Raw genomic sequence first — 21,827 nt, 5'->3', positions numbered from 1 at the left:
TCCACTCATCCACCTTAGTACCGCAAGGCGGAATTCAAAATTCACGCATTCAAACGGCATCGCCTTTGAAAATATTTTGAATGACTAAATCAGGGCGATCGCTTTACGTATTACAAAATTATTTGGTGTAATGCCACACTTCAAGTTCCGATAAATCTTACTTATTGAGAGCATCTACACCCTGATGACAAGGCCTGCCGATGTCAGCACCAAAAAATTAATTAGCCTTGCACCCGATAACTGGGTAAGATGGGTAACGCAGATTTCTGATGTCGTTGCTGAAGAAATTGTAAGTGGCGAATTTCAGTGGATTAGCCGGGAAACTGATGTTTTAATGCGTGTCAACAGTCCCCAACACGGAGAATTTCTGCTTCTTAACGAATTGCAATTACGCTATCAATCCAAAATGCCACGTCGGATGCGTGCATACGCTGCACTTGCGGAAGAAAAATATAACTTGCCAACATACCCGGTTCTCATTAACATTCTTAAAACTGGCAACAACGAAATACCCACAAGCTTTACATCAAATATTGCTGGATTACGGGCAATACAAGATTATCGGGTAATTAACCTGTGGGAAGTTGATGTCAATATTGCTTTTCAACAACCCTTACCATCCTTACTGCCGTTTGTACCCATTCTCAAAGGTGGTGAAAATGAATCTACTATTAGAGAAGCATTGCAAATTCTCCGTGCTAATGAACAACTGAACCAACTGGAAACGGTCTTAGCTTTTTTTGCTACGTTTGTTTTAGAAACTGCACTCGTTCAAGAAATCATGAGGTGGGATATGGTTGTGTTACGTGAGTCGCCTTGGTATCAAGAAATTTTACGCGAAGGAGAAGCACGCGGAGAAGCACGCGGAGAGGCACGCGGAGAGGCACGCGGAGAGGCACGCGGAGAGGCACGCGGAGAAGCACGCGGAGAAGCACGCGGAGAGCTGCGAGGAATACTTTCTAGTATTGAAATTAATTTGGAGTTAAAATTTGGCAACAACGGGTTACAGTTAATGCCACAAATCACGGAAATTAATGATATAGAGCGTTTGAAGATAATTTTACGGAACGTTGTAACAGCAAATAATATTGAGGAATTACAACAGGTTTTGTAATTGTAAGATAGATAATCAGATATTATTCATTTCCCAAATAAGCTTCAATTACAGCCGGATCATTTCTGACAACTGCTGGTTCACCCAAAGCAATCAATTGCCCAAAATCTAATACAGCAATGCGATCGCACAAACCCATAACCAATGGTACATGGTGTTCTATAAGGATGATCGTTAAATTGAAGCGATCGCGCAGGGTACGGATAAATTCACTCAATTGCTGCTTTTCGTTGGGGTTCATTCCCGCCGCAGGTTCATCGAGAAGCAAGACTTGCGGTTTTAATGCTAAAGCGCGGGCAATTTCTAAGCGACGCTGATCGCCATAGGCAAAGTTTTTGGCTTTTTCGTGGGCGCGATCGCTTAATCCCACCAAATCCAATAAATCTAAAGCTTTCTGCTTAGTTTTAAATTCTTCGCTAGGTGCTGGTGGTAATCCCAAAACTCCTGCAATCATATTACTTTTTGTATGTAAATGCCGAGCAATAATCACATTTTCTAACGCCGATAATTCCCCAAACAAGCGGATATTTTGAAAGGTACGGGCGATACCTAAAGCCGCAATTTGATGAGGACGCAGCTGGGAAATTTCTGCACCTTGATAAATCAATTTCCCGCCAGAAGGTGGAATGAAAGCAGTAATCAAATTAAATAGTGTTGTTTTGCCAGCACCATTAGGGCCAATCAGTCCAAAAATCTCATGTTTCTTTACACTAAAAGATACATTATTTACCGCCACTAAACCACCAAAGCGGCGAGTCAATGCTCTTGCTTCTAAGACAATACTACTGTTAGCTTCTGGAATACTATGTGACATTTTTGCATATTATTATGAATATAAGACTTATGTAAGAACTCTCTAAAACTTTTCTTACTTTGCGCCCTTTGCGTCCTTGGCGGTTCGTTTATTCCTGATTTTCCGTTTTTGAAAAATATCTGGAGTAATTAGCCCTTGAGGAAAAAAGATTGTACCTATTACTATTAAAAAACCAAAAATAATTAATCTCCCATCGCGTAAAAATTGTGCTAACCAATTAGGTAAACCACCAGTATCAGCTAGGCTTCGCAGAATCTCTGGTAAGGCTGTAAACACCATACCTCCAATTACCGGCCCTAAAAAACTTCTCGAACCACCAATCAAAACAAAAGTTAAATATATAATACTGCTATCAAAAGTACCTTGACGAGCATTCCAGGTGTTGAGAAAGTGGGCGCTAATTGCACCTACAACCCCTGCAAGAATAGCCCCTAATGTAAATGCCAAAACTTTGTAATAAGTAGGATCAATTCCCATTGCACCCGCAGCTAATTCATCTTCGCGGATAGCGATAAAAGCCCTTCCTACACGGATGCGTTCTAAACGGTAAAGCAGCACCATACTAATTAATAGTAAGGGCAAAGCAATCCATAAATATTCAATTGATGTTTGGAAAGGTTGAGGAATGCCAAAAACTCCAACAGCACCGCCTGTAATATCTAGATTGAGGGAGATGACGCGGAGAACTTCCACAAAAGCGATAGTAGCGATCGCTAAATAAATTCCTCGCAATCTCAACGCGGGAATTCCCACTATTACACCCAAAAAGCCACAAATTACACCAGCAATTAACATCTCCAATAATAACAATGGAATGGGAAATAAACTACTGCTAGATGTCAAAACTTTTGTGGATAAAATTGCTGCAATATACCCACCTAAAGCATAAAATCCTGGACTAGCTAAAGACAATTGTCCTGTCATTAGCGGTAAGTAAAGCGATAACCCTACTAGCGCCCCCAATACCATCGAGACAATTAGAGAACCGTAAGTAGCTAAAAAATAAGTCATTTTAATACATCTTTATCTATAACACTTACATCAGGCTTGCGCCCTTGTTGTGTCCCATCACCAGTTATAGTTCTAAATACTACTGTATTTTTTACTACGTAATTTAGGTTTATTCGCCTAATTTCATTATTGAAACTAAACAATATAAAGTCAGCGACATCATCATGATTTCTAGTTGCACGCGCTTCTATAATTTCTCCATCCACAAGTTCATATAAACCTTCTTCTGGACACTGTGACAAAAATTGCTCAAAAGTTAATTTAGGTTTGGTGTATGTTTTCATGGCGCTACGTCTCCCAGGACTATTTCGTTCTTGACATAAACCGCCCAGAACTAAAGTTCACAGGCTTTTAACTAAAGTCCGTTCAAACGGACTATAACCTTTTCTTAGTCGTCTTTAGACGACTTTCGCTATTAGACTCAGAATTCATTCTGAGGCGGGCTAGATGAGAATGAAATAGCCCTGCTACGTCTCTTTAAACTTTTTGAATAAACCGCCGCCCTAACAAACCTTGGGGTCTAACTAATAGCATGATAAACAAAATTCCAAAGGCTACTGCGTCTTTATATCCAGAGAATTCCGAAGGAACAAACGCCTCGACTAATCCAATTACTAAGCCTCCCACCACTGCACCGGGAATACTACCTAAACCACCTAAGACAATTACCGCTAAACCCCGCAACCCAAAAGTAATGCCAAAATATGGCCCAGCAATACTAACACTAGAGGCGACTAAAGTTCCTGCTAATCCTGCTAAAAAACTACTGATGAAGAATGTTAGAATGATAAAGCGATCGCTATTAATTCCTAACAAACTAGCTGTAGTTGGATCTTCTGCGATCGCTTGCATTGCCTTACCATATTTAGTCCGATTGATAAAATAGGTAAGAATTGCCACAATCACCACTGATACAGCAAAAATTACCACCTGAACGCTGCGAATAGGAATTGGATTATCTGGACTACCAAAATTAATCGCAGGTGGCAAATTACCGTAAGTATTTGCAGGGTATGTGTAACTTTCTGCGCCTACTAAATACTGGATTAAATTTACAATTACCACTCCTACCCCCAAGCTGGAAACAACAGTTAGCAAGGGATCAGATCCTTGACGGCGCAAAGGTTGAAAAGCAACCCGTTCCATCACTACCCCTACCAATCCCGCCAAGGTACTTCCTAAAATCAAGGCTATAACAAATGGTAATTTTATCGGTAAGGCTGCATTAGCTAGCAAGCCGTTAAATCCAAAGTTACCACCCATGAGTGCATAAGTGAAATATGCACCCAAGGCAAAAATCGCACCATGAGCTAAATTAATGATGCCCAAAATGGAATAAACTAAGGTATAGCCCAAAGCAAAAATTGCATAGATACTACCGATAGATAATCCGTTCAAAAATTGTTGCAGAAATAGAGTTATATCCATATTGCAACTATTTTATAAATACGAATTTTCCAGTGTTTCCATCTTTATCCATCTTAATTTGGGCGACGTAAAATTCTTTTTGAATTACATCACCTACTGGTGTAAAAGCAATCTCACCTAAAGGAGTATTATACTTTCCAGCAAGTATTTGCTTGTTCAATTCTGTCCGCAGTTTATCAAGAGGTAATGTGCTGATTTTGGTTTTTTTATCCAACTCTTTAAGAGCTTCAACATACACCTGCACCGCAGCAAAAGATTGACCAGTAAATTGGGCTGGTTCTTTCTTATATTGCTCAATATAGGTTTGGCGAAATACTTTATTAATCTCACCAGGATATTCAGGACTGTAAGCTTGAGCAATTAGTACACCATCGCAAAGTGCTTTACACACTGATAAAACATTGGGTGTATTCAGACCATTACCACCAATAATTATGCCTTTATAACCCAGTTCTCGCAGTTGTCGCACTAAGTTACCACCATCAGCCGCTAGTCCCGAAATAATTACCAAATCTGGTTTTAAGTTAATTGCATTGGTAGCTTGAGCTTGAAAGTCTGTATCAGTAGTTTGGAACTTTTGAACTGTTACTAATTCTAGCCCTTGTTCTTTAACTGCTTTTTGAAAAATCTCCGTTTCTGATTTGTTAAATGCATCATTTTGGGCGTAAAAAACTGCCACTTTTTTAATTTGAGGATTCTGCTTGAGTGCAGCTTTTACCGAATTAGGGGCAACTATAGAGACAGGAGCAGATACACGAGCTACATAATCACCAATTTCTGGAATTCCGTTTGCGGTATTTGATGCGCCAATAACTGGGACTTTAGCACGTTCGGCGATGGGGTCAGCACTAAAAGCTTGCTGTGACAAAGTAGGCCCAACAATACCGACAACTTTATCTTTGTTAATTAAAGTTTGAAAAGCGTTAATTGCTCCAGCTTCATCACCGCTAGTATCTTGGCTTACCAATCTAATCGGAGTGCCATTAATACCACCTTTACTATTGAAATACTTCTCGGCAATTCTGGCTCCCACGAATCCCTCTTGACCAAGTAATGCTACGTTGCTGGTTTGTGCTAAGGCAATACCGATGGGAATAGCACCTGATATAGTCGTAGTCTGGGCGGTGTTAGTTGTAGTGTTATTTGTGGTACTATCTGGAGAATTTGTCACAGAGCCACCGCCACCACCACAGCCTGTTAGTAGCAAAGCGCAAGTTGATAATAATGCTGTTGTCTGAGCGATCGCGTTGTTCATCGTTAGATAATCATGTAGTTATTAGATATTCGGCAAAAGCTAATAGTAATTTTCATCATCTGCAAACAAAATGACGCAGATTTACACTTTTGCACGAATTATATTAAATCATTCTTATTTGACCATGCAAACACAAATATTCAAAGTGTTTGTAAATACAAATTATAATTAGCCATGATTTTACCATTCACAGGTAAAACTTGGGAACCGTTAAGCGTGAGCGCTGTCAGGTGTCAGATATTCGAGTCAAACTTAAGTGTCTCAACTCATGCAACCGATTAACGGCGGAGTATCAGACTAAGTTGATGCATGATTTATTCAGACTTAAATGGTATAAACAAAGTTTTACCTAAAGTTTACTTTAGTAGAGTTGAATTCGATCAGTGTTGATATAACGGCTGATAATAGCAGTTCTATCGCACGAAGATTATGAGTTGGAACTGGATCATGTAAAGGTTTGTAACTGATTTCTGTAGCTTTTAGAACTGAAACTGAATCCAAAATAGGCACGTGGTTTGATCGTACAATACCAGTCAAACTGAAAGAAAAATTCAGGAATTAAAACTTTACATCTGTCTAAATATTTGCAACAAAACACAGAGCAGTATTAAGGAGGAAGACATTAGATTCTATGAAAAGGAAATTTACAATTTTAGCAGGCACAACATCGGTAATTTTATCGTTGGTAAGCCAACCAGTTCTTGCAGCTTGGAGTGGGCCTCAGAGTCTGGGAGGTACATACGTCTCAAATCTTAGTTGTGCTTCCTTAGGGACAAATCAGGTTATCTGTGCGGGTCTTGGAACCAATAATGCACTTTTTGTTAATCGGTTCAATGGCATTTCATGGAGCGGGCCTCAAAGTCTGGGAGGTACATACGCCTCAAATCCTAGTTGTGCTTCCTTAGGCACAAGTCAGGTTATCTGTGCGGGTCTTGGAACCAATAATGAACTTTTTGTTAATCAATTCAATGGCATTTCATGGAGCGGGCCTCAGGGTCTGGGAGGTACATACGCCTCAGATCCTAGTTGTGCTTCCTTAGGTACCAATCAGGTTATCTGTGCGGGTCTTGGAACCAATAATGAACTTTTTGTTAATCGGTTCAATGGCATTTCATGGAGTGGGCCTCAGGGTCTGGGAGGTACATACGCCTCAAATCCTAGTTGTGCTTCCTTAGGCACAAGTCAGGTTATCTGTGCGGGTCTTGGAACCAATAATGAACTTTTTGTTAATCAATTCAATGGCATTTCATGGAGCGGGCCTCAGGGTCTGGGAGGTACATACGCCTCAGATCCTAGTTGTGCTTCCTTAGGTACCAATCAGGTTATCTGTGCGGGTCTTGGAACCAATAATGCACTTTTTGTTAATCGGTTCAATGGCATTTCATGGAGTGGGCCTCAGGGTCTGGGAGGTACATACGCCTCAAATCCTAGTTGTGCTTCCTTAGGCACAAGTCAGGTTATCTGTGCGGGTCTTGGAACCAATAATGAACTTTTTGTTAATCAATTCAATGGCATTTCATGGAGCGGGCCTCAGGGTCTGGGAGGTACATACGTCTCAGATCCTAGTTGTGCTTCCTTAGGCACAAGTCAGGTTATCTGTGCCGGTCTAGGAACCAATAATGCACTTTTTGTTAATGCTGGCCCATAGTTACAGAGGTCTTTGTCTAGGGTGAAGGGTAGGGTTAGTTTAGGACATCGGATAAATTGCTCTCTGCCCAGTTATCCCCTTCCCTTCTTTAGTAATTTGAGATTGTTTGAGTATTAGGCAGGTAAAATTTATTAAGCCCTTTTTTCACTATTAGCTAATCCTTTGGGTTCGTAGTGACGGCAACCATTACAGGGGCCTTCGGGATTGACAGCACAACGCATGTAGCCAGATCGGGCATTAAATTTGCAGCTGATATCGCCAATTAGATAACCCACACCTTCTAAATAATAGCGATCGCCTTCTACAGGTCTAAGGTTTTGTCGTCCCTGCACTGCTGGAAAATTCATAGCTGCTTGCCTCATCCGTAAGCGCGATCGCGCATGGGTTTTGCGGATCGCCCACAGGGAAATCAGGGACGGTAAAAAACCAACGGCAATCACTAAAAGTGTCTTTAACACCTTCTTTTTACCTCTTCTGTGCGCTGATTGATTGTCCCTGATGTTGCACTCTGGTTTTACGGAAGTGCAAATATTAGGGTAGCTTTGCCTACTTCCTACCACAGTTGGTAGCAATTAGCAATGGCAGTATGGTAAGTAATTTTGAGCAAGAATTTTCTTCTGCCACTTCAATCAGCATAACTGTTACAACCTCAGGGGTGATCTGCCGTTGAATATTGATAATTTTAAGATTTGTTGACTAATACCTTTTTGAACAAGCGTTTTGTGTCAGCCTCAGCCCTACTCTTGTTTTTTCTGTGTTGCTGCGATGCTAATCTTTTTTTGGTTTGCTGACGAAGTTGCTGTGCTAGCAGTGCGGCTTCCCTTTCAGCTCGGAATAAATCAACTTTTCGCGTTGTCAAAATAAATGATTCGCCAGACTTTCGTTTCACCCAAGGCACCCTAACTGCGAAATACTGACAAATATTTTTGCATAGCTCCTTTATTAAGAATGGGTAAGGTTTTTGAGTATTCAGTGTGTTAGCGATCGCTTTCAACTCTAATATCGCTGCTTCTAACTCTCCCGCCATCTGATTGATGCGTTCGACTTGTGTTATAAAACGCTCCCGTTCACTGATGATTTTTTCCTCTTGGGGTTGCAGTGGCACTATAGCAGTAATTACAGATGTAGGCTGGAAAAGCAAAATGGGCTTTTTGTCCGTGTCTTGGATTTTTTTCATACTACCTCAAGCAAAGCTAGCTGACTTTTAAGGCATTTTAGCAGTAATTAGTATACTTGTACTATATAAATTGTATATATGAAGTTTAACCTGAGAAATTCTGCTGTATATAGCTTTTCCTAATCAAATGAGGTACATCAGAGCAAGCTCTCGAAGAGTCTACAGTGTACACACAAGTCTTGCCGCAGCCACATCTTTATTAATAAATCTCGCACTGCGTTTCTATCCCGCCTCGGAATGAATTCCGAGTCTCATAGCTGAAGTCCACTAAGCGTGGACTGAATTGATCATTTAGTCCACGCTTAGTGGACTTCAGCTATCAGCCCTGAACTTTAGTTCAGGGCGGGATGTCGGTGAGTGTGACAGTTTCACTCGGAGAAAAATCTGTGTAGGTAGAAGATTTTTCTTTCGACTTGTGTGTACATCGTAGCACTTGCGGGGACGGGGGTGGGGTTCTCTACCTACTCAACCGAGAACCGCTATAAGCAAAAATGACTGCACTCGCAAGCTGAAGTAGTCACACCAGCGCTGATAATATTTCTAGTAGAGTTATTTGTGATTAATTACCTTCTTTATGAAATTAAGAATATACAAAATAGCTGATACCGAAGAAATTATGAAATTGTTCTACGACACTGTTCATGAAGTGAATATTCACGATTACACACAAGAACAAATAGACGCTTGGGCGCCAGCAAATATGGATATTGACGTTTGGATTAAAGGTTTAGGAAGTAAGTTTACTTATGTAGCAGAGGAGGGCAAAATTATTGGTTTTGGGGAATTAGAAGCTAATGGACATATAGACCGTTTTTACTGTCATAAAGATTTTCAAAGACAAGGGATTGGTAAGAAAATCTTAGAACAGCTTGAATCAAAAGCAAACTCTTTGGGGATTAAAAAGTTATTTACAGAAGCCAGCATTACAGCTAAACCTTTTTTTGAAAGCCATCACTTTATTGTTGTGAAACAGCAAGAGGTAGAACGTAGAGGGCAAAAGCTAATAAATTTTATTATGGAAAAATCAATTGAATAATTACAAAAAGACGGCGAGAAAGCCCCCGAACTTCAATGTATGGGATGAATCGCCGCTTGCCGTCTTAGTCATTAGTCATTGGTCAATAGTCATTAGTATTATTTAACACGACAAATTGCGTATAACTACTAATGACTAATGACCTAGATTTCCCCCCGGCTTGAAGCCGGGGGATGAGTTAAACCGAAATATTACGATGTTGATAAGGAATGTCGTGATGTTGATAAGGAATGTCGTGATGTTCATAAGGAATATCGTGATGTTGATAAGGAATATCGTGATGTTCATAAGGAATATCGTGATGTTCATAAAAAATATTGTGATGTTGGTTATGAATGTCGTGATGTTGGTTATGAATATCGTGATTTTGGTCAAACTGATATCTTGCACGAGTTCCAACAACCGCCTCAGAATGAATTGTGAGGCTAATACAGCAGATTGCAACAGGCGTGAGGTACAGATGATCTTAAGGGCACAGCAGTGCTGTGCCCCTACCTGTGTACTTCATTTACTTGAAAAACGCGCTGTAGCTAAAGTTTTCTAAAGAAGACTGACAAAATCCCGTCTGCTTTTGGCGTTCCGTAAGAAAGGGTAGGAAGCCTGAATATTGCGTTTGCGTTGCGTGTTGGCGTAAACTTTGGTAAAAAAGCGCACGATACAGGTTATTTATAAGACAATACGCTTGGGATAAGCCTTTTTCTCTCCCCCTGCCTCCCCTGCAACGCCAGCTCCACGGCAGTTGCTCCACTAGGAGAAACCCTAAGACCGCACTGCCTCCCCTGCCTATCTAAACAGATAAATTTCCTTATACCAATTCTGTATGAAGATGCGCTAAACCATATATAAATACAAAAAAGAAAAAAGAATAAAGAAAAACGAACCGCAAAGGACGCAAAGGACACAAAGAAAGAAAGAAAGAAAGAAAGAAGTTAGAAGGGTTTGGCGCAGCCTCACAAAGAAATGGTATTACTCCCCAGTACAGACGCGATTAATCGTGTCTTTCCTACTGCCTGCCTATCGTGCTTGCGCTGCGCAACTCTTAGAGACGCTTCTCCTGACGGAGAGGCTTGTCTGCGACACGCACTCGCGTTCGCCAACGCGAACGCGCACCACGTAAAGAAGTTCAAAAATCAAATCGGATTGCTATAGGATTAAATTCCTCTCAATAACTGATTAATTTTAATTTGCAGTTTTTCTCGTAATTGTTGTGCTTGCCGATAAATTACTTTATGCCCTTTGTTTGAATGGTTGTGCAATTGTGCTGGTTCCAAAGGCTGAATAAAGTAATGCAGGCGAGTTCTCATTGCCCAAACTCCCATTGAAGGAAACAGAATTAAGGCAAGCATTAAAGGCGAGATAGGCAAAAATGGTAATTTGACTAGTCGTTGCAATTTTTTGAAATTAACAGCCCAAGGATGTAAAGATTCACTACCGATGCAAACTACTGGGAGAATAGGAATTTGATAGCGATCGCTCAACTTCATAAAACTTACATCAAACTTTTCTAGTTGATAGCGTCTCCTCCAACCCTTCATAGGGCCGCGGATACCTTCGGGTGCATATAAGACAGTTTTACCTTGGGCGGTAGCTGCTTCAAAATCATCTAATTCGGCTCGCACACCACCCAAAACCTGCGACCATTTAGGTGGTAACCACCAAATCATCCAAGGATGCTCAAATAATGCTGGATTTGCTAGGAGTTGCACTCCCCATCCTCTGGCTTCACTTAATAAATAACCCAAGGCCAAAAAATCCCAAGGAAAACTCATCCCTGCGTGGTTCATTGCCACAATCAATGGCCCTGTTTGCGGCAAGTTTTCGACTTGTTGCAATTCTCCACGAAAATAGTATTTCACGATGGGGCCGAGAACTTCTTTGCGAAAAGCTTGTTGATATTTGGGATCAAATTCACTAACTTCTGTTCGGGGTGAACGAAAACCCAGACGCAACCAACGACTCAGCAGCGCCAAATAAAATCCGCCAGGAATTAAAAATAATCCATATTCGAGCCAATTCCAACCGTCTGAATCGGTATGATAGTGCTGCCAATGGCGGTTGAATAAAATTAGCCAGCCTGGAGGATACCAAAGACAAAACCAATCAAACCAGCTAAATATATAGCCTTCACCTGGTGCATTTTCCAGTTGAGTGTTTAGGAGGTTTTCAGAGTGTTGATTAATCAAAACAATGATATTAATTAGGCAAACAAAAACTTTATTTAAATCTTATTATAGCTTTATAGCTTTACCATTGGTATCTTACCTTAGAAGTAAAATTAACTACATGATTTGGAAACACAGGGCTATTTCATTCTCATCTAGTCCGCCTCAGAATGAATTCTGAGTCTAATAGCGAAAGTCGTCTAAAGACGACTGAGAAAAGGTTATAGTCCGTTTTAACGGACTTTAGCTAAAAGCCTGTGAACTTCAGTTCTGGGCGGTTTCTGTCTAGAACGAAATAGCTCTGTTTGGAAACACTTATAAATGCAAAGTATTAGATAAAACTTAAGAAATCCTATCTAAGTTGTCAAAATTCGCCGTATCTAACTTTTCACGAATCATTTAGATTGCTGCTATATATATTATAAAATATTAAGTAAGTTACGAAGTATTACATATAGTAGATTACTCATGGATTTTTGGCAGTGCATGATCCTTGAAAATTATCAAAGCGCCTATAATACTATTTTTGCATCACGCACCTGACAAAAATTAATATTTATTTTATAGTTACCTTCTACAGTTATTTTGTCTCAAGAAGTTTTTGTTGCACCATGTTAAAACAGTTAACAGTTATCAAAAGTATGGTGAGGACTTAAATCAGTGAACAGGAATTCATGAGGACTAATAAATAATATTGGTATTTAGCCAAAAGATGAAATTGATAATAACTAATGACAGTTTAAATTCTTCCTCAAGCTGGAGACAAATGGCGAGACACCTGTCCTACTCTTCCTATTATGGAACTAGGAAAGTCACTAAAAATTTCAGATTTAATCCGTGAACTTCGGCAGCAGCTCGATCTCTCTCAGGAAAAGTTTGCAGCCAAGTTGGGAGTTTCCCTGCGAACAGTTAATCGCTGGGAGAACGGATCTACAGTGCCTTCACAGATGGCACTAAAGCTAATTGAAGAAATGTTACAGAAAATGGGCGAACCAGGCAAAAGACTACTGAACGAGTATCTCCTAAAGGCAAAGCAACGGGAGGACTCTTAAGATGATGGTGAAAGTACTCGAAAAAATTTTGATGATGCGCTCTTGGTTACTAACCTATGGTGTGATGATTCTGGCAGTTATGGCGGCACTGCTGCTGACGCGACTGTTGTTGCCAGTCTTCGATCCGAGCGTATTTACATTATTTTATGCTGCCGTGGCAATCAGTGCCTGGTATGGTGGCATGGCACTTGGAGTACTAGCGATCGCTCTTTCTGTTACAACTGCGCTCTATTTTTTGATCGAGCCAGTCTACTCCTTCGATTTCCTCAGCCCGAACGTCTTGGTAAGATTAACCACGTTCTCAGTAGTATCCTTCTTAATTACCGCCCTCTCTTCAGAGTTACGAACTGCCAGACGTAAAGCAGAGACAAGCTTAAAGTTGTTGCAAAATAGCGAAATGCGGTTTAGCCGACTAGCAGAATCCAACATCATTGGAGTTATCGTAACTGATATGAACAACGGCTCTATCATAGAAGCCAATGATGCTTTTTTGAAGATGGTCGGCTATACGCGAGAAGATTTTGCCGCTAACCAAATGAACTGGCGTGAAATTACCCCACACGAGTATCTTCTTTTGAGTGAACGTTCGGTAGAAGAACTTAGAACGACCGGAGTATGTAAACCCTTTGAGAAGGAATACATCTGCAAAAATGGCGATCGCATTCCCGTTTTGCTCGGTTCTGTCCTCGTGGGAGATACTCAAGAAAAGGTCATTGGCTTTGTTGTTGATTTGAGCGAACAGCAAGCTGCACTACGCGAACGCAAGCAAGTAGAACAAACTTTGCGGGAGAAAGAGGAACGCCTGAGATTAGCTAACGAGCGTTTTGAGTTAGCATCTGCTGCGGTCAACTGTCTCATTTATGACTGGAATATCGAGCAGGATACCGTTGAAAGAACCGAGGGGTTAACCAAAATTTTGGGTTATTCTCTCGACATCGCCCAAGCAACAGGTAGTTGGTGGCGTCAGCTTGTCCATCCAGAGGATTTGCAACGTGTAGAAGAAGATGCGGCGATCGCTTTGGCAAATGGCGATCGCTATGCTGCCGAGTATCGCATTCGCAACCAAGATAACCAGTACGTCTACGTATTGGATCAGGGAATAGTGGTGCAACGGGATGGTGATGGAAGACCAGTCCGCTTAGTTGGCATCACCACAGATATCAGCGAACGTAAGCAAGCAGAGAAGGCAGTCCAAGCAAGTGAAGAACGCCTCAGGAGTTTTGTAAAAGCGAATATAGTTGGCATTCTCTTTGGTGATGTGAACGGTAGCATCACTGAAGCCAACGACGAGTTCTTGCGAATTGTGGGCTATACCCAAGCAGATATCCAAGCAGGCAGACTACGCTGGACTGATATTACGCCTCCTGAGTACCAATATTTAGATGAACTGGCTATTGCCGAGGCAACAGCGAAGGGAACCTGTACTCCTTATGAGAAGGAATGCATTCGCAAGGATGGTTCCAGTGTGCCGGTTGTAGTTGGCTACTCTCTGTTAGGCGAATCTCAACAGAACTCAGTTGCATTCATTCTTGATATTAGTGATCTCCAGCAAGCTAAAAAAGCGCTGAGTCAGAGTCAAGAGCAATTTCAAGCTTTTATGGACAATATTCCAGCCGCAGCATGGATTACGAATGCAGACGGACGTGTACTTTACCTCAGCCCCACTTATCTGAATACATTCGATGTAGCAACAAATAAGGCGATTAATAAAAACATTTTTGACCTATACCCAGTCCAAATCGCTCAACCCTTCCTTGATAACATTAGAATGGTTGCCCAGACGAATCAGGTTATTGAAGCGATCGAGTCTGCTCCACGCACAGATGGTACTCTGGGGGAATTTTTAGTATATAAGTTTCCCATTGCCGATGCATCTGGGCAATGTCTGGTAGGAGGGGTTGCAGTTGACATCACTGAACGCGAACGCACCCTTCGTGAACGGCAGGCGGTTGCTCTGGAACGCGCTCAGTTGATGGATTCGTTACAGCAGCAAAAAGAGCAATTAGTCCAAGCTAATCGGATCAAAGATGAATTTTTGGCGGTTCTTTCCCACGAACTTCGCACCCCGCTAAACCCGATCTTGGGATGGTCGAAGTTACTGCAAACTAAAAAGTATGATCAAGCAACCACCACTCGCGCTCTGGAAACCATTGAGCGCAATGCCAAGCTTCAGACTCAACTAATTGAAGATTTGTTGGATGTCTCTCGCATTTTGCAAGGTAAACTCAGTCTGAATATTGCTTCTGTGAATCTGGAAACTGCGATCGCATCTGCAATAGAAACTATACGTCTAGCCGCCCAAGCCAAATCTATCAATTTGCGATTTACTATTTTAGACTTTACTGCGGAACGCTACGCGAACGCCTACGCTCAGTCGAACGATTTTGGATTAGAAAATTCTCACAGAAATTTAGAATCTATCGATTTTAACAACCAACCTGACAATCTAAAATCCCAAATCCAAGTTGCACTTCCAGCGTCCCAAAGGTACGATCCAAAATTCCTAATAACTGGTGATTCAGGTCGCTTGCAGCAAGTTATCTGGAATCTACTTTCCAATGCTATTAAGTTTACGCCCCAAGGTGGACAGGTAGAAATCAGTTTACAGTCTGTTGGTTCTCAGGCTCAACTTCGAGTCAGTGATACAGGTAAGGGAATTAGCCCCGATTTTTTACCATTTGTATTTGATTACTTTCGACAAGCTGATGGCGCAACTACCAGGAAATTCGGCGGACTGGGATTAGGATTAGCTATTGTTCGTCACATCGTAGAGCTACATGGCGGCACAGTTAAGGCTGAAAGTTTGGGCGAAGAACAGGGAGCAACCTTTACAGTCATGTTACCTCTAATAAACATTCATCTCAATAGCCATCAAATTGATAGACAACCTGATAATTCGCCTGATCTAAATGGGGTGAAAGTTCTACTTGTGGATGATGAGCGTGATACGCGAGAGTTAATTGCTTTCATTCTGGAGCAGTCTGGCGCGGTAGTAACTCAGGCCGCATCTGCTATGGAAGCACTACAAATTATGCCTGAGTTCCAGCCAAATCTGCTGTTAAGCGACATTGGAATGCCGGAAGTAGACGGCTATACGCTGATCCGTCAAATCAGAGCCATGTCACAAGAGATGGGAGGGACAATTCCAGCGATCGCTCTTACAGCTTACGCAGCTGAGGCTGATTACCAACAGGCAATTGCCGCCGGATTTGGGCAACATATCACCAAGCCTGTGGAACCAGCTAAGTTACTTCAAGCGATCGCTAACTTGATTTGTAGTTGTAGCGATCTGCGTTAGATCCCCGACAACTTTTACGAAGTCAAGGATCTGGACATTAACTAATAATTTATTAGTTATCTTTGGTCATTCTTATTGGAAAATTCCGATGATCACTTTAGAAAATGGTATCCAAGTCATTAAACTAGATAGCCGTATTATTGTACTTCAGGCGAAGAAATAATATCAAGTCCCTATTAATATCATGTCCGCTTGATTACTTATTAAACCCTAAGAACCCCACCCCGCCAAAGCTGCGCTTTGTCTCCCCTCCCCGCAGGCTCTTAGGGGTTGGGGGTGGGGTTCTTTTATTATGGGTAATTTGGCGGACATGATATAAGATATAAAATTGGGCGATCGCAGTTAACATCAAGGCAGAATTCTTTTTACATTAGAATAGGCAAGTATTTTTTCATCTACACTCACCAAAGGAACATCATACATTCTTGCTGTTGAAACGATAATTCTATCGGCTGGATCTTTATGAAAATTTCCTGGAAGGGAGTATTGTAAAACTTTCAAGAAAATATAGTCTAACATAGTCAGATGTAGTCTAAACTTCAGTCTGATGAAATTGTCTGATTATGCTAAAACTTTGGGGATTTCCTATCTTACAGCTTGGCGACATTACAAAGCAGGTAAAATACCATACCCAACAGAACAACTCCCTACAGGCACGGTAATTGTTGATTACGATCCAAAAAAGATATCAAGGGGTGTTGTTAAAGTTGCGATTTATGCCAGAGTTTCAAGTGCTGAGAATAAAGATAACTTAGATAGACAAGCAGAAAGGTTGTCTCAATACGCTATCGCCAAAGGATATCAGATCGCCTATGTCATAAAGGAAGTAGGGAGCGGATTAAACGACAACCGCAAAAAACTAGAAAAGCTTTTTCTTAAAGATGATTATGATATTTTGCTAGTCGAACACAAAGACAGACTAGGACGTTTTGGTACACATTACATAGACATTTTACTTAAAAGATTAGGAGTAAATCTAGAGGTTGTTAATCTAGCTGATAATGGGGAGACAGCCCTGAAGACGGGTTTCCCGTCGCAGGGGACTGCGAACCCGGAGGGTCGGGATGAATTAATGCAAGACTTGGTGGCGATAATTACCAGCTTTGCTGCGCGATTATATGGTCAGCGCAGGGCAAAACGGAAAATAGATTTAATTGTGGAAACGCTGAATTCCAAGACGGACTAAAATATATTTTATAGTCAAATATATCTTCTTGTATCTTTAGTGATATACTTATTTCATTGCCAAAATTTGATAAATATGCATCAAGTCGAAAAGCACATAATAAAAGAGGCACATGAATGGTTTGATTATTGCACTGAAATTACCACAGTTTCTCGCAAGCTTTATAACACCGCTCAATTCACCCAACGTCAGGCATTTTTTTATGGTTGGAGTACGCAACCTCTTGCAAAGTTAGATTCCTTATTTAAACAAAACGAGAACTACAAAGCAATACCAGCGAAGGTAGCACAACTTGTTTTAAAGCAAAATGCAGACGCTTGGATTGCTTACTACAAAGCATTGTCAGCCTACAAAATCGATTCAAGTAAATTCACAGGTAGACCCAAACCACCTAACTACATTGAGGATAAAAACCTAGTTAAATTTAATCATCAAGCAGTTGGAAAGAGGGAGTTCAAGAAAGGTTGGATAATCCCGTCTATGTCACCAATCAGGATTCCGGTAAAGTCTGGACTAAAATTTGAAGATTTGTCCGAGCTACGAATTATCCCAAAAACCGGATGCTTTGTTATCGAAGTAGTTTATCAAATCCCAGACCACTCACAATTATGCGGCAGTTTAAATCCGCAACTCAATGCTGCTATTGATATTGGTTTAGATAACTTAGCTACCATTGTTTTTAACGACCCAAGTATTCAACCCATTGCTGTAAACGGCAAACCACTAAAATCAGTAAACCAGTTTTACAATAAGCAGCTTGCAAAGTTCAGAGGTTTTCTACTAAACGGAAAAGGTAAGTCGCGGCGTATTGCAAATATAGTTCGCAATCGGAATAATTTCGTAGATTCTTACTTGCATCAATCCACGAAAATGATTGTGGATGAATTTCTCCGCTTGGGAGTAACTCACGTATCAATAGGAAAAAACGAGCAATGGAAAACTCATCTTAATTTAGGCAAGTGTACAAACCAGAACTTTACCCAGATACCACACGCTAAATTTATCGAGATGCTGACTTATAAGTTAGAACGAGTCGGTATTACAGTTAAGGTTGCAGAAGAGAGTTATACAAGCAAGGCTTCTGCGATTGATTGGGATATCATCCCAACCTATGAACCTAACAACAAGATAAAATACGCATTCTCCGGTAAGCGTGTGCAACGCGCATGGTATGTGAGTAAGGATGGTTTTAAAATTCATGCCGACGTAAATGCTGCATTTAACATTGGCAGAAAAAGTAATCCCGAAGGTTTCGACTGTCTCAAGTCTATTCTAAGGGATAGGGGATGTCTGGTAGTGCATCCAAGGCGAATAACTCCATTGTTTCGGCGCGTCTGTGCTAAAAGTGAAGTTGCTTAAATCTAAATCGCTTTCCGTCTGACTATATTTGACTATGTGATTTAGAACTATGAATCAATGGCAATTTGGGGAGTGATTGATAGAAGAATTACTCCCTCTTGTGCCAAAGCAATATCGAACCATTCTTGAATCGAACATGGAAGAATTAACTTATTTTGGGTAACAAGTCTGCTAATCTCTAACAAACTTATGGAGCAAACACCTAAACCATGAGGTCTTTCCCTATTTATTGCTTCACGGTAGGGAGGAGTCAACTTTGAATCATTGTGATTCCACCAAACCCAAATATGAGTATCAAGAATGATCACAAATCGTTCACTTCATAATTTTGATTCATTTCCCAATCATCATCAGAAATAACGGGTTCATTAGGATCTGCCAAATAAGCATAGGGTTGCATTTCTCCAAGAGGATTAACGGCAAATTTGCTTTTATTTTCCGAAGAATACCTGATTTGCCCCAACTTTTCTTGGATACTTTCACTCAAAATAGAAGAAGCTAGTTCTTCAACAGACATTTTTTTTAAAGCCGCAGCTTTAATTAGAGATTCTTGAGTTTCTTGACTGATGTAAATATTAGTACCAATCATTGTTAACTCTTTCTATTTTTTTACATTATACCAAACACGATCAGCAATCATTTTAGTCATGTAATGTTGGGTTTCCTTTCTCTAATCAACTAACGAGATCGGCGATCGCTTCTGAAGTAGAAACTACGCTTTCAGGTTGATAGCGGATGCCAGCTTGCTTGAAGCGATGTAAAGCTTCACCCAAGCGATCGCAGTCGGCAATCAAACTGATCCTGACATAACCCTCACCTGCAATCCCAAAGGCATTACCTGGGGTAACAACAACGCCAGTTTGCTGTAACACATTCAAGGCAAAATCCGTAGAACCCATACCAACGGGACACTTCACCCAAAGATACATAGTCGCCTTGGTTTTGGGGATATCCCAACCCAACTCTCCTAACCCTTGAATCAGGAAATCGCGGCGGGTACGGTAGCGTTGTTGTACTTCGTGCAAATACACATCTGGCAATTGCAAAGCGGTTTCGGCTGCTGTTTGTAATGCTGCAAAAATGCCGTAATCCAAGTTAGTTTTTAATGTCCGTAAACCTTGAATTACGTGGCGATTACCCACCACAAACCCAACGCGCCAACCAGCCATATTGTAGGTTTTAGATAAGGTGTGAAATTCTACACCAATTTCTTTCGCGCCGGGAATTTCTAGCAAGCTAGTGGGTTGATAACCATCAAAAGCTAACTCGGCATAACACAAATCATGCACCAGCAAAATTTCATATTTGCGGGCGAAGGCGACGATTTCTTCAAAAAATTCGCGGGGTGCGGTGGCAGCAGTGGGATTGCTGGGATAGTTGAAATAGAGAATTTTAGCTTGTTTAGCAACTTCATCAGGAATAGCCGCTAAATCAATTAACCAGTCATTTTCTGGTTTGAGGATCAAGCTGTGAATTTTTCCGCCTGCGATCGCTGGCCCCCGAAAATGTGCGGGATAAGCTGGGGAAGGAACTAGAACTAAATCGCCAGGGTTAACGTAGGCAAGTGCTAAATGGGTTAATCCTTCTTTAGAACCGAGTAGCGGCAAAGCTTCACTATCAGGATCGAGAACCACACCATAACGGCGATGATACCAGTTGGTAATCGCCCGGCGGAAACTAGCAGTGCCTTCAAAAGGAGGATAACCGTGATTGGCGGGATCTTTTAAGGCTGCGATCGCAGCTTCTACAACTGGTGCTGGTGTTGCACCATCGGGGTTTCCCATACCCAAATCAATTAAATCTAACCCTTGTTCCCGTGCTTTAGCTTTTAGTTCATCTAAACGGGCAAATACATAGGGCGGCAGTTTTTGTATACGTTCTGCTGGGACAATCCAATTTAAACTCATGCTTCAACCTCGTCACTGATTCCCTTGGGCGAAACTCGATTCATATCTCTACTATCTATGGGTGCAGTGGTGGAAACCATTGCCGCCATTAACTGTTCTGGCGCGACTTTAAACGGAAGTCGATGGATGTCAGAATTAGGAACTAGGGCAATTTCAGAGGCTGTTTGCAACTCGCCTAATGTAATATTGCCCAATCCCAGATCGCTTAATTTTTGGGGCAGTCCAATTTCTGTGTAGAACTTTAACAACTGTTGCCGTGCCGATGCTGCTAGTTGATTGCCTTGTAGCATTTCTTCTAAACGCAATTGCACCAAAATCCCAAAAGCAACTTTTTCGCCATGAATACTGCCATGTCCTGAAATGTGCGTTAAACCATTATGCACGGCATGGGCCGCAACTGTGCGACACTGTGCCCCTCCAAGCCCTCCAACTACCCCAGCTAATAAAACAGCCGCGTCTACGACTTCTCGCCAAACCTCACTACCTGGTTCTTTCAGGGCTGCGGCTGACTTTTGCAACAAGATATCTCGCAAAACTCGTGCTTGTTGCACCGCCGCAATAATTAAAGTGTCTTGCAAATGCCCACTGCTAACTGAGGCTTCATACCACTTAGCGATCGCATCACCAATTCCAGCGACTAAAGTCCGTTGTGGTGCAGTTTTAATCAAGTCATAATCAAGTATCAATAAATCGGGACAACGAGACAGCCCCACATCGTAAAGAAACGCCCCATTTTCCGAATAAACATTCGACAGGGCACTCCAAGCTGCACAAGTAGACGCTGATGTAGGAATTGTCACCACTGGTAACTGTAACTGATGCGCGACTAATTTCGCCGTATCTAAGGCTTTACCACCGCCAACACCGATAATTACATCAGCTTTATGTTCTTTTGCTTTCTTGTGTAAAGATTTCAGGCTAGCTTCACAGCAATCTGCACTGTATGAAGCTTGGGCAGTATGTAACTGTTGCGTTTCTAAAACTGGGAGCAAATTTTTTCGGCTGATGGCGAGAGTAGAATCACCTGCCACAACAAAGGGACGACTTCCCAAACAGGCGATCTCTGCTGCGGCTGCTTGCAACACCCCAGAACCACGGATTACCTTTGCTGGGGCAACTGTGAGCGTAAATAATGAACTAGAGGTTTGAGTAGACAAAGAAGGTTGAGTAGAAAGTTGATTAGACATATAATCTAGTTTGCCAAAACCTTGATATTTCTTAATCTAATAGACTGGTGACAAGGAATACTTGTTGCCAAACTGGTTTTTGGATAGCTCCAACCTTACACCCGACTCATTTGGATTTGAGCCAAGCAATCAACTAGACAGAGTAGTTTCACGAAGTTGCTTGAATCTATAATGCCCATTAGCTTGAAATTCC

20 protein-coding genes are annotated in these 21,827 nt (G+C 41.4%); 7 read left to right on the top strand and 13 right to left on the bottom strand.

Annotation, left to right across the window (positions count from 1 at the left end):
- The first annotated feature begins 184 nt into the window (after window positions 1-184).
- Window positions 185-1,114 (top strand): RpnC/YadD family protein, encoded by a 930-nt coding sequence (locus tag LC586_RS13225; protein WP_229485258.1) that lies wholly within the window; start codon window positions 185-187, stop codon window positions 1,112-1,114.
- A 22-nt stretch (window positions 1,115-1,136) separates the two neighbouring features.
- Here the strand turns inward: LC586_RS13225 and LC586_RS13220 are convergent, their stop codons facing one another.
- From LC586_RS13220 to LC586_RS13200, 5 genes are all read right to left on the bottom strand, one after another.
- Window positions 1,137-1,928, bottom strand: a complete 792-nt coding sequence (locus LC586_RS13220) for an ABC transporter ATP-binding protein (protein WP_229485257.1) — start codon at window positions 1,926-1,928, stop codon at window positions 1,137-1,139.
- A 54-nt stretch (window positions 1,929-1,982) separates the two neighbouring features.
- The gene (locus LC586_RS13215; RefSeq protein ID WP_229485256.1) at window positions 1,983-2,939 is read right to left on the bottom strand and encodes a branched-chain amino acid ABC transporter permease; all 957 of its coding nucleotides are present in this window, start codon (window positions 2,937-2,939) and stop codon (window positions 1,983-1,985) included.
- Window positions 2,936-3,223 (bottom strand): Uma2 family endonuclease, encoded by a 288-nt coding sequence (locus tag LC586_RS13210; RefSeq protein ID WP_229485255.1) that lies wholly within the window; start codon window positions 3,221-3,223, stop codon window positions 2,936-2,938. The genes LC586_RS13215 and LC586_RS13210 overlap by 4 nt, the downstream gene beginning before the upstream one ends.
- Window positions 3,224-3,416: 193 nt before the next feature.
- Window positions 3,417-4,367 carry a branched-chain amino acid ABC transporter permease gene (locus LC586_RS13205; RefSeq protein WP_229485254.1) on the bottom strand — a complete coding sequence of 317 codons (951 nt, stop codon included), beginning with the start codon at window positions 4,365-4,367 and terminating at the stop codon, window positions 3,417-3,419.
- 7 nt (window positions 4,368-4,374) lie between these two features.
- Window positions 4,375-5,622, bottom strand: a complete 1,248-nt coding sequence (locus LC586_RS13200) for an ABC transporter substrate-binding protein (RefSeq protein WP_229485253.1) — start codon at window positions 5,620-5,622, stop codon at window positions 4,375-4,377.
- A 631-nt stretch (window positions 5,623-6,253) separates the two neighbouring features.
- On the opposite strand from LC586_RS13200, the gene LC586_RS13195 reads away from it, so the two are divergent.
- Window positions 6,254-7,270, top strand: a complete 1,017-nt coding sequence (locus LC586_RS13195) for a DUF8189 domain-containing protein (RefSeq protein ID WP_229485252.1) — start codon at window positions 6,254-6,256, stop codon at window positions 7,268-7,270.
- Between the two features lie 131 nt (window positions 7,271-7,401).
- On the opposite strand, the gene LC586_RS13190 is transcribed toward LC586_RS13195, so the two are convergent.
- Both LC586_RS13190 and LC586_RS13185 read right to left on the bottom strand, forming a co-directional pair.
- The gene (locus tag LC586_RS13190) at window positions 7,402-7,728 is read right to left on the bottom strand and encodes a DUF6464 family protein (RefSeq protein WP_229485251.1); all 327 of its coding nucleotides are present in this window, start codon (window positions 7,726-7,728) and stop codon (window positions 7,402-7,404) included.
- Between the two features lie 224 nt (window positions 7,729-7,952).
- Window positions 7,953-8,447 (bottom strand): hypothetical protein, encoded by a 495-nt coding sequence (locus LC586_RS13185; protein WP_229485250.1) that lies wholly within the window; start codon window positions 8,445-8,447, stop codon window positions 7,953-7,955.
- Between the two features lie 574 nt (window positions 8,448-9,021).
- On the opposite strand from LC586_RS13185, the gene LC586_RS13180 reads away from it, so the two are divergent.
- Entirely contained in the window at window positions 9,022-9,483 is a 462-nt protein-coding gene (locus tag LC586_RS13180) for a GNAT family N-acetyltransferase (RefSeq protein ID WP_229485249.1), read from the top strand.
- Between the two features lie 1,151 nt (window positions 9,484-10,634).
- Here LC586_RS13180 and LC586_RS13175 read toward each other — a convergent pair.
- Complete coding sequence (locus LC586_RS13175; protein ID WP_229485248.1) at window positions 10,635-11,666, bottom strand: 1-acyl-sn-glycerol-3-phosphate acyltransferase; 1,032 nt, start codon at window positions 11,664-11,666, stop codon at window positions 10,635-10,637.
- A gap of 776 nt (window positions 11,667-12,442) precedes the next feature.
- Here LC586_RS13175 and LC586_RS13170 point away from each other — a divergent pair.
- Both LC586_RS13170 and LC586_RS13165 read left to right on the top strand, forming a co-directional pair.
- On the top strand, window positions 12,443-12,697 hold the full coding sequence (locus LC586_RS13170; protein WP_229452375.1) for a helix-turn-helix domain-containing protein: 255 nt from the start codon (window positions 12,443-12,445) through the stop codon (window positions 12,695-12,697).
- A 1-nt stretch (window position 12,698) separates the two neighbouring features.
- A complete protein-coding gene (locus LC586_RS13165; protein WP_229485247.1) occupies window positions 12,699-15,995 on the top strand; it encodes a hybrid sensor histidine kinase/response regulator in 3,297 nt (1,098 codons plus the stop codon).
- A gap of 348 nt (window positions 15,996-16,343) precedes the next feature.
- On the opposite strand, the gene LC586_RS13160 is transcribed toward LC586_RS13165, so the two are convergent.
- A complete protein-coding gene (locus tag LC586_RS13160) occupies window positions 16,344-16,496 on the bottom strand; it encodes a PIN domain-containing protein (RefSeq protein ID WP_229485246.1) in 153 nt (50 codons plus the stop codon).
- A gap of 46 nt (window positions 16,497-16,542) precedes the next feature.
- Between LC586_RS13160 and LC586_RS13155 the strand changes: the two genes are divergently transcribed.
- On the top strand, window positions 16,543-17,181 hold the full coding sequence (locus LC586_RS13155) for an IS607 family transposase (protein WP_438822895.1): 639 nt from the start codon (window positions 16,543-16,545) through the stop codon (window positions 17,179-17,181).
- 75 nt (window positions 17,182-17,256) lie between these two features.
- A complete protein-coding gene (locus tag LC586_RS13150; RefSeq protein WP_229485245.1) occupies window positions 17,257-18,540 on the top strand; it encodes an RNA-guided endonuclease InsQ/TnpB family protein in 1,284 nt (427 codons plus the stop codon).
- Window positions 18,541-18,587: 47 nt separating this feature from the next.
- Here the strand turns inward: LC586_RS13150 and LC586_RS13145 are convergent, their stop codons facing one another.
- The 4 genes from LC586_RS13145 to LC586_RS13130 all read right to left on the bottom strand — a co-directional run bounded on the left by LC586_RS13145 (window position 18,588) and on the right by LC586_RS13130 (window position 21,634).
- Window positions 18,588-18,848, bottom strand: coding sequence for a PIN domain-containing protein (locus LC586_RS13145; RefSeq protein WP_229485244.1), 261 nt, complete (start codon window positions 18,846-18,848; stop codon window positions 18,588-18,590).
- A complete protein-coding gene (locus LC586_RS13140; RefSeq protein WP_229485243.1) occupies window positions 18,845-19,129 on the bottom strand; it encodes a hypothetical protein in 285 nt (94 codons plus the stop codon). The genes LC586_RS13145 and LC586_RS13140 overlap by 4 nt, the downstream gene beginning before the upstream one ends.
- Before the next feature lie 85 nt (window positions 19,130-19,214).
- The gene (locus tag LC586_RS13135; RefSeq protein ID WP_229485242.1) at window positions 19,215-20,447 is read right to left on the bottom strand and encodes an aspartate aminotransferase; all 1,233 of its coding nucleotides are present in this window, start codon (window positions 20,445-20,447) and stop codon (window positions 19,215-19,217) included.
- Window positions 20,444-21,634 carry an iron-containing alcohol dehydrogenase family protein gene (locus LC586_RS13130; RefSeq protein ID WP_229485241.1) on the bottom strand — a complete coding sequence of 397 codons (1,191 nt, stop codon included), beginning with the start codon at window positions 21,632-21,634 and terminating at the stop codon, window positions 20,444-20,446. The genes LC586_RS13135 and LC586_RS13130 overlap by 4 nt, the downstream gene beginning before the upstream one ends.
- Between the last annotated feature and the right edge of the window lie 193 nt (window positions 21,635-21,827).

The sequence above is a fragment of the Nostoc favosum CHAB5714 genome, from assembly GCF_020829495.1.
Taxonomy (GTDB): Bacteria; Cyanobacteriota; Cyanobacteriia; order Cyanobacteriales; family Nostocaceae; genus Nostoc; species Nostoc favosum.
The sequence above is the reverse complement of the archived record's forward strand: the minus strand, read 5'-3'. Positions and strand labels throughout refer to the sequence as shown.